The organism is Streptomyces sp. NPDC054813, assembly GCF_053611365.1.
This window is the reverse complement of record NZ_JBSHAF010000007.1, coordinates 249,168-258,121: the sequence shown is the minus strand read 5'-3', so window position 1 is coordinate 258,121 and position 8,954 is coordinate 249,168. Positions and strand designations below refer to the sequence as shown.

At 70.9% G+C, this 8,954-nt stretch carries 6 protein-coding genes and 1 pseudogene; 2 read left to right on the top strand and 5 right to left on the bottom strand.

Features of this window, described 5'->3' with window-relative positions:
* Positions 1 to 149 precede the first annotated feature (149 nt).
* Genes ACWGJB_RS16695 through ACWGJB_RS16680 form a run of 4 tightly spaced genes read right to left on the bottom strand, consistent with a single transcriptional unit; the run spans position 150 to position 5,884 of the window.
* On the bottom strand, positions 150 to 2,168 hold the full coding sequence (locus ACWGJB_RS16695; RefSeq protein WP_453380890.1) for an acetoacetate--CoA ligase: 2,019 nt from the start codon (positions 2,166 to 2,168) through the stop codon (positions 150 to 152).
* A gap of 16 nt (positions 2,169 to 2,184) precedes the next feature.
* Positions 2,185 to 3,807, bottom strand: a complete 1,623-nt coding sequence (gene mhpA / locus ACWGJB_RS16690) for a bifunctional 3-(3-hydroxy-phenyl)propionate/3-hydroxycinnamic acid hydroxylase MhpA (protein WP_453380889.1) — start codon at positions 3,805 to 3,807, stop codon at positions 2,185 to 2,187.
* Complete coding sequence (locus ACWGJB_RS16685) at positions 3,804 to 4,742, bottom strand: fumarylacetoacetate hydrolase family protein (protein WP_453380888.1); 939 nt, start codon at positions 4,740 to 4,742, stop codon at positions 3,804 to 3,806. Before ACWGJB_RS16685 ends, mhpA begins: the two co-directional genes overlap by 4 nt.
* Complete coding sequence (locus ACWGJB_RS16680) at positions 4,739 to 5,884, bottom strand: VOC family protein (RefSeq protein ID WP_453380887.1); 1,146 nt, start codon at positions 5,882 to 5,884, stop codon at positions 4,739 to 4,741. The genes ACWGJB_RS16685 and ACWGJB_RS16680 overlap by 4 nt, the downstream gene beginning before the upstream one ends.
* A gap of 137 nt (positions 5,885 to 6,021) precedes the next feature.
* Between ACWGJB_RS16680 and ACWGJB_RS16675 the strand changes: the two genes are divergently transcribed.
* Complete coding sequence (locus tag ACWGJB_RS16675; RefSeq protein ID WP_453380886.1) at positions 6,022 to 6,657, top strand: TetR/AcrR family transcriptional regulator; 636 nt, start codon at positions 6,022 to 6,024, stop codon at positions 6,655 to 6,657.
* Between the two features lie 386 nt (positions 6,658 to 7,043).
* A pseudogene (locus ACWGJB_RS16670) lies at positions 7,044 to 7,502 on the top strand (hypothetical protein); the annotation flags it as partial.
* A gap of 312 nt (positions 7,503 to 7,814) precedes the next feature.
* Here ACWGJB_RS16670 and ACWGJB_RS16665 read toward each other — a convergent pair.
* The gene (locus ACWGJB_RS16665; protein WP_453380885.1) at positions 7,815 to 8,861 is read right to left on the bottom strand and encodes a zinc-binding dehydrogenase; all 1,047 of its coding nucleotides are present in this window, start codon (positions 8,859 to 8,861) and stop codon (positions 7,815 to 7,817) included.
* Positions 8,862 to 8,954 lie beyond the last annotated feature (93 nt).

Here is an 8,954-nt window from a genome sequence, read left to right as displayed (position 1 = left end):
TCCGGGGGGGGGGGGGGGTCCGGGGGGGGGGGGGGGGGGGGGCCCGCGCGCCCCCCCCCCCCGCCACCCCCTGGGGACGGGGTCTGCGGAGCCGGGCAGGGCACATGGACCCGGTGCTGTCACGTGGGCCTGGGGTCCCCTGGCCGACGTCATGTGTCGTGTGCTGCCCGCTTGTTCCGCTCCGCGCCCAGGCGGGCGAAGTAGGCGATCAGGTCGGGATTGTCGACGGCCTCGGGGTTCAGGACTTGCTCGGCGGGGGCGCCCTGGAGCAGGCGCTTGACGGGAACCTCGAGCTTCTTGCCGGTCTTCGTGTGCGGGAGGGCCCGTACGGCGAGGATCTCGTCGGGGACGTGGCGGGGAGAGGCGCCGGCGCGGATCGCGTCGCGGATCTTCTCGCGCAGGGAATCGTCCAGGCCGACCCCCTCGGCGAGGACCACGAAGAGCGGCATCCAGTAGCCGCCGTCGGGTTCCTCCGCGCCGATGACGAGAGCCTCGGTGATCTCGGGGAGGCGTTCGACGACGTCGTGGATGTCGGCACTGCCCAGGCGCACGCCGTTGCGGTTGAGGGTGGCGTCGGAGCGGCCGTGGACGATCACCGAGCCGTGCGAGGTGAGTGTGATCCAGTCGCCGTGCCGCCACACGCCGGGGTACGCGCCGAAGTAGGCGTCTCGGTAGCGGCTGCCGTCGGGGTCGTTCCAGAAGTACAGCGGCATGGACGGCATGGGCCGGGTGACGACCAGTTCGCCGACCTGGTCGAGGACAGGGGTGCCGGTCGCGTCGTAGGCGGCCAGGGCCACGCCGAGGCTGGGGGCGGACAGCTCCCCCGCCCAGACGGGGGTCGTGGAGGCGCTGCCGGCGAAGCCGGAGACGATGTCGGTTCCGCCACTGGTGGAGGCCAGCTGGACGTCGGCGCGAACGTGGTCGCGGACCCAGGGGTAGGCGGAGGCGGGCAGGGCGGAGCCGGTGCAGCCGACGACGCGGACGGCCGACAGGTCGTGCACAGAGGGTTCGATGCCCAGCTTGGCCATGGTCAGCAGGTACTGGGGGCTGGTGCCGAAGACGGTGACTCTGTGGCGGGCGGCCAGCTCCCACAGGACGTCCGGACGCGCCTGTGGTACCGGGCTGCCGTCGTAGGTGCAGGTGGCCGCACCGGTCAGCAGGGTGGAGACGACCAGGTTCCACATCATCCAGTGGGTGGTGGTGTACCACAGCAGGCGGTCCCCGGTGCCCAGATCGGTGTGCAGGCCGAGCATCTTGAGGTGTTCGAGCAGGACCCCGCCGTGCCCGTGGACGATGCCCTTGGGCAGGCCGGTGGTGCCGGAGGAGAAGACGACCCACAGGGGGTGGTCGAACGGCACCGGGGCGATGGTGAGGTACTCGGCGCGGGTGGCCGCGTCCTCCCAGGGAACCGTCAGCCCGGAGTCCCCGCCCTCGGGCCAGGCAAGGCCCAGGTGGTCCACGAGCACCGTGGCCTTCAGCGTCGGCAAGGCGGCGGCGAGTTCGAGCGAGGCGTCGCGGCGGTCGTGAGTGGCGCCGTTGAAGAGGTAGCCGTCAGCGGTGATGAGCACCGTGGGTTCGAGCTGGGCGAAGCGGTCGGCGGCGGCCTTGGGCGCGTAGTCCTGGCCGCACACCGACCACACCGCGCCGAGGCTCGCGGTGGCGAGGAAGGCGATGACGGCGTGGGGGGTGTTGGGCAGATAGCCCACCACCCGGTCGCCCTGTCCGACGCCCAGGTCGCGCAGGGTGGCGGCGACGGAGGCGACCCGGGCGCGCAGCTCCCGGCCCGTGATCTCGTAGCCGGCTCCGGTCTCGTCCAGGGCGGTGATCGCGGGAGCGTCCGGCTGCAGGTTGCGCAGCGCGTGATGGGCGTAGTTGAGGGTGGCGCCGGGGAACCAGCGGGCGCCGGGCATGGTCTCCTCGGCCAGCACCCGCTCGTACGGAGTCGTCGCGTCGATGTCGAAGTACTCCCACACCGAGGCCCAGAACCCTTCGAGGTCGGTGACGGACCACTGGTGCAGGGCTCGGTAGTCCGTGGGGTCCTGGAGCCCTTCGGCGCCCCGGTACCGGGCCGCCCACCGGGCGAAGTCCGCGATGCGGCTACGGGCGGCCGACTTCGGGTCGGGAGTGAAGAAGGGTTCCGTATACGGCTCGGGGTGCGGGGTGGTCATGGTGTGGTGCTCCTCGTCAGGCGGGCCGGGCATCGGCGGTACGGCGGGCCGTGTGCAGCAGGGGGGCCCAGGCGACGGTGTCCGTGAAGTCGCCGGCGCCGGCCGGGACGGTGTCCATCACGACGCGGTCGGGGCGCAGCAGGACGGCGTCGGCACGGCCGCGGGCCAGCCAGCCGGCCAGGGTGCCGTCGTCGCCCAGGTCGTCGACGCGGATCGTCGGGGCGCCCAGCACCGTTGCCACGACCGTCATCTGCGCTGTGGGTGGCACAGCGGTCAGGACGGCGAAGGAGTCCCCAAGGACGTCATCGAGACGCACTCGCCTGCCGTCGTGCCGCACCCAGGGCTGCGGGCAGAAGGTGCCGGCCAGCACGCGGCCGGTCAGTCTGGGCCGGCGCCGTACGAGTGGACCGGCGGTCAGGGCGGGACTGAGGTCACGGCTCACCGCCGCGGTCACACCGGGGATGCGACAGGCCGCACCCACGACCGCCCGGCGGAACGCCGCACCGCGGTCCTGTCCGCCGGTCATGGCCCAGCCGACGGCGACCGCCACGCGGATCACATGGCGGGCGTGCGGCTTGCGTTCACGTTCGTAGGTGTCCAGCAGCCCCTCGTTTGCACCCTGTTGGAGCACCCGGGCGAGCTTCCAGGTGAGGTTCTGGGCGTCGCGCAGGCCCGCGCACAGACCCTGCCCCACGAAGGGCGGGGTGAGATGGGCGGCGTCGCCCAGCAGGAAGACACGCCCCCTGCGCCACCGGTCGGCGAGACGGGCCCGGAAGGTGTACTGCGCCTGCCGTATCACCTCGAAGTCACCGCCCTGCGAGGCGTCGGACGGCAGGTCCACCCAGGGGGCGACCAGCTCGCGCAGGCGCTCCCATCCGTCCGGTCCGTCCAGGTTCTGGTCGTCGGCCAGCCGGAACTCCCAGCGGTAACGGTCCTCGCCGACGCGCATGAAGGTGGCCGGCCGGGTGGGCGAGCAGATCTGCTCGGCGCCTTCCCAGGTGCGCACAGGGCGACTGGTGCGCACGTCGATGACCCGCCAGCTCTCCTCGAAGTGCAGGTCCTCCCACACGGCGCCGATGGTGTCACGGGTGAGACTGCCCGCACCGTCGCAGCCGAGTACGGCATCGGCCCACAGGTGCTCCTCCTCGTCGCTGCCGTCGCGACGGAAAGTGACCCGGACGGAACCCGTCGGATCGTTCGGTCCATCGGTGTCGCGTGCGACGGACTGGGTGAGGGACACGACCTCCACCCCACTCCACAGCTCGCACTCAGGGCGACGCGCCAAGGCGTCACGCAGCAGGCGTTCCAGCTCTGGCTGGTCGAACATGCTGGTCTGGGGGAAGCCGTGGTGTCCGTGGGTGGACCGCGGGAATTCGGCGATCACCCGGCGCCCGTCGTCCAGCAGCCGCAGTCCGGGCGCCGGTCGCGCGAGGGCGGCGAACTCCTCGTGTACCCCGGCGCTCTGCAGGATCCGGCGGATCTCGTCGTCCACGACGACGGCGCGCGGCAACGGGTAGATGTCCCGGTGCCGTTCCAGTACGACGCTGGGCACTCCGTGCCGGGCGAGCAGCAGGGCGGCCGTGACCCCGACGGGTCCCGCACCGATGATCACCACCGGTTTCCGGGATGCAGCCTTCATGGCGCGTCCGTAACGGGGGTCCGCTGCTCGCCGAGGTCGATCCGTCCGTCCGCGGTGGCGATCGTCGCGGTGATGAGGTCACCGTTGCGCAGGTACTTGGGGTTCTTGGCCTGGCCCTTGAAGAACGCCTTCCACTTCAGTGCGGGCGGCAGCAACGCGGCGATCTTCTCGGCGGCCTTGGGCGGGGCCTTCAGGGCCGTGCCGCCGGGAGTACCGGTCAGCAGCAGGTCGCCCGGGTCGAGGGTCTGGAAGCGGGCGAGCAGGGTGAGCGCCTGCGCGGGCCGCACGATCATGTCGGCCAGCGTGCGGTCCTGGCGTGACACGCCGTTGACCGACAGCCGCAGCCGCAGGTTCAGCAGATGGGTGAAGTCCTCGGGCTCCAGCAGGGCCAGGTACGGACCCGTCGGTGTGAAGGTCGGATAGGACTTGCTCTCGTAGAACTGGGTCTTGGTCAGCTGGACGTCGCGGGCGCTGACGTCGTTGGTCAGGACCAGGCCGGCGACGTAGCGCGGCAGGTCCTGCTCCTCGACGACGGTGCCCACGGGCAGGGTCGCGCCCATGACGAGGCCGAGTTCCACCTCGTAGTCGAGGAACTTCACGTGCGCGGGACGGATGATCGCGTCGTGGGGGCCGCCGACCGAGCCGGACGCCTTGCGGAAGAAGGTGGGCGGGATGTCGCCGGTGAAGCCCGAATCCTTGGCGTGACTGCGGTAGTTGACCATCTGGGCGACCACCCGGCACGGGGTGGTGACCGGCGGCAGCACCACCAGGTCGGCGACGGGCGTGCCGCTCTCGGCGGAGTCGGCGGCCTCGCGGACCGCGTCCCGGTCGGCGAGCAGTTCGGCGGTGGTGACGGCCTTGGTCTGGATGCGGACGGCGCGTTCGTCCCGGACGACCCACCACCCGTCGGCGGTACGCAGAACGTTGGTGCTCATGAGCTCATCGCTTTCATCAGGCCCAGCAGGCGTGCCGGGTCGAGTTCGTTGTCGCCACGCAGGGCCGTCATGACCTCGCGCAGCTTGGCGGGGGAAGGGGTGGCGCCCAGGAAGTCGCGGGTGACCGGCGGACCCCACTGGGCCAGGCCGCTCGCCGACATCGGTGCCCAGCCGGGCTCCAGGTCGCAGGAGAAGAGGTCGCCGTCGGCGAAGTGCTCCAGCATGAAGTGGTCGGGGTCGCGCCAGTAGTCGAACAGCTGGCTGCCCTGGATGTGCCGGCCGATGCCCCAGCTGCGCTGGTAGCCGCGCTCGGCCAGGTACTCCCCGCCGGCGGCGATCGCGTCGAGGTCGGTGACCTGGTAGGCCGAGTGGACGTAGCCGGTTCCGGGCCCGAGGTGCAGGGCCAGCGTGTGGTGATCGACTGCCACGCTCCCCTGGTCGCACCGGATGAACGTCATCGTCGGCCCGCGCCCGCGCTGCCCGTCCAGGAACAGGAAGTCGGACACGATCATCCCGAGGGTGTCCAGGTACCAGTCCAGGGTGCGGGCGAACACCCGTGTTTCCAGCACCACATGGCCCAGCCGCTGGATACGGGACGGCTCCCGGGGCGGGCGCTGGGTGGCGTTCGTACGACGGTGGTCGGTACCGAAGTTGAGGATCAGCGGCTCCTGCTCGGGCAGCGCGGGCAGCTGCTCGGCGCAGTGCACCACCCGGACCGGCAGGCCCGAGGGATCGAGCAGGGCGACCGACTGCCCACCGCCCGGTACGCCGATGTCCCGGACCGTACTGCCGGTGGCCCGGGCCAGCCGGTCCAGGTCGGCCCGCTCGGCCGCGCGGAACGCCGGTCCGACGAACCGGGACGCCCGCCCCCGCCGGATGACCATGCACGGTGAGCCCGCGAAAGTGCCGCGCAGCCACAGCTCCCCCTCGGTGCGGGCGGCGATCGCGAACCCGAAGTCACGGGCGAAGACCTCGGCCCGGTCCAGATCCGGCTTCTCGAACTCGAGCCAGGCCAGATCCGCCACCTTGATCAAGGGATTCCGGGAGCGTCCGGGGTGCTCGCCTCGCAGGGCGCCCTGCTCACTGTGGAGGTCCTGGTGGGGCGTCTGGGGAACGGCCCTGTTAACGGGGGTGTGGGACATGGTGTCCTCCAAGCAACACTGCTGTAATGAGGAAATCATCAACTTTGCCGTTCCTCACCGTCAATAGGCTGGACCCAAATAATTGATAACCTCATCAGTAATGGCAGACTCATCGCGGCGGTTGTTACACTCGCGGTATGCCGACGTCAGCCCCGCCCAAGAACCGCTTCGAGCGACGCCGAGCCGAGACCCGTCAGGCGCTCGTCCGCGCGGCCCGGCAGATCCTCGCCGAGACCGGCGACACCAGCGCGAGCATCCAGGCCATCGCCGAGCGCGCGGACGTCGGATTCGGCTCCTTCTACAACCACTTCGAGTCGAAGACCGAGCTGTTCGACGCCGCGGTGACAGACGCCCTGGACGAGTTCGGGCAGGTCATAGACGAGCGCGTAGAAGGGATCGACGACCCGGCCGAACTCGTCGCGGCGGGCTTCCGGCTCACCGCCCGCATGGCCGACTCCCACCCCGAACTCATGCGGATCCTGCGTGACCGCGGTCTGGCCTACATCCACTCCGACCGCGGACTCGCCCCGCGAGCCCTGCGCGACCTGGAGAACGGCATCGCCTCGGGCCGCTTCACCTGCCGCAACGCGACAACCGCCCTGTCCGCCTTGGGCGGCACCCTGATGTCCCTCGTGGCACTGCGGCTGGCCCGCCCCGATCTCGACGGCGACGAGGCCGCCTCCGACCTGGCCGAGATGGTCCTGCGCATGCTCGGCGTCCCTCCGGACGACGCCCACCAGGTGACCCGGCGGCCGCTGCCCGGACACAGCTGAGCCAGATGCGGCCGGCTGAGGCCGCGAGCCACCAGGGCGGCGTAACGTCGCGGGTGTGGGCTTCACCGCGGACAGTCTCTTGTCCCGTGCCGCGCATGAACTCAGCCCGCGAGCGGACGAGCTGATCCACGACGTAGAGCAATGTCTGCGGCGCGAGGTTCCCGAGCCGCGGGACGAACCGCGGTTACCCGGAGACAAACCACCTGGAAGCGATCTACGGGGAGTCGTCGGTTCCACCGCAGCAGCTCCACAGGAACTGAGCGACACCCAGCGTGGTGCCGCGAGCGCACAGCGGCCACCAGCATGGATGCGGACGCGCCGAGGCGATGCCGTGAGGGCCGGCCGGTCACCAGGGCGTGAGCCGGTGGTGATCCGTGCGTATACCTCTCACTCTCCAGCGCAGTCTGCTCCCGCGCAGTACACCCGTGCAGTCCGCCGTGGAGGTCGCCTGCCGCTACCTGCCGGCTGCCGCCCAGCTCGGAGGCGGCGACTGGTACGACGTCATCCCGCTCTCCGGTGCCCGGGTCGCACTCGTGGTGGGCGACGTGGTCGGCCACGGCATCCGCTACGGCCGACCCCCCCCCATCCAGCTGCGTCTCATCCACGACCGCACCCTCCTCTGCGAGGTCTCCGACGACAGCAGCACCACCCCGCAGCAGCGCCGCGCCAGGGGCTACGACGAGGGCGGCCGCGGCCTGCTTCTGGTCTCCCAAGTCACCGAGCACTGGGGCACACGTCACGCCCGACACGGCAAGACGGTCTGGGCGGAGTGCGCCCTGGGCGCGCCGGAGCTCTTCTCGGACGCGGCAGCGCTGGACGTGGAGGGTGTTCCCGGGGTCGTATGAACACCATCCCGCCGGCCCCGCCAAGGCGATCGCGAGGTTGCTGGGCTTCGACTGGCCGACACGCGGCACCTGTCGGCGTACACCTGAACGCGGTCAAGGAGGCCTCGCGTTCCATTCCTCCTGCGGCGGCCAGTACATGGTTGCGTCCCGCGCAGAGACATCGCCGGGCTCGCCCTGCCCGGCTTCACCTGCCCAGGAGTCCGTGTGCGCCAGACCCGGATACCTGGAAACCGTGGGCGCCGGTACTCCCTCTAGCACCGGCGCCCACTCACCCCTGCCCGGGGTGGTCTTGATCTACTTTCTGTTCAGTTGTCAGGGGACGAGGATGAGGCGGATCGGGTCGCCGATCTTGTTCTCCAGCCGGTTGACCGCGTCGGCGGCCTCGGCGAGCGGGATGTGGTCGGTGATGGACGGGGCCAGGTCAAGACGACCGACCTCGGCCAGCCGGACCAGCTCGGTGACGGACTCGGGGGTGCCGCCGTAGTGGCCACGCACCTGCTTGCCCAGATAGTTGAAGGTCAGGCCCTCGCTGATGGTGATCGGCCTGGGGCTGATACCGACCAGGATGAGCACTCCGTTCAGGCCGAGCACGGTGGCGGCCTGCTCACGGACCGCCGGCACGCCGGCGCAGTCGAAGGCGAAGTCCAGACCCCGCCCGCCAGTGGCCGCGCGGACCTGGTCGGCGAAGTCGGAAGCGGCCGGGTCCAGGGCGAAATCCGCACCGAAGGCCAGGGCACGCTCCCGAGCTCCGGGCAGCGGGTCGACGGCGATGATCGGCGCGGCGCCGGCCAGACGCGCGACGCGGACGTTGTGGGCGCCGACACCGCCCACACCCCAGATTCCGACGGACTGTGCGGGGCGCACCCCCGCGGTGGCGACGACGGCGGCGTAGGGGGTGGAGACCGCGTCGGGGATGATCGCGGCCTGGTCGAAGGGAAGGTTGTCGGGGATGAGGATGAGGGTGTCCTCGCGGGCGACGGTGTACTGGGCCCAGCCGCCGTCGTAATCGATACCGGCGGTGAGCATCTGGGTGCAGGGGCGGCGGCGCACACAGCCGGCGCACTGGCCGCAGGTCTTGCCGGCCTCCAGGGTGACGCGGGTACCAACGGTCAGGCCGCGCTTGAGGTCGGGGCCGAGAGTGTGGATCACACCGGCCATCTCGTGGCCCACGGTGACCGTGTCGGAGGTGGCGAACAACGGGACGAGGGAGCCGTCCAGGAGATGGACGTCCGAGAGGCAGACGCCTGCGGCCTTGACCTCGATGAGGACCTCGCCCGGGCCCGGCACGGGGACGGGAACCTCTTCCACAGCGAACTTCTTGCTGTCCAGGTGGAAGCGTCCGGCAAGCATGGTGTCCATGAAGATCTGCTTTCTGTGAGCGGCACTCCCGGCGGTTCGGGCCGACGGGGGCCGTGGGGTGCATCGCGGGTGAGTGGTGGCCGGGGGCGTGCG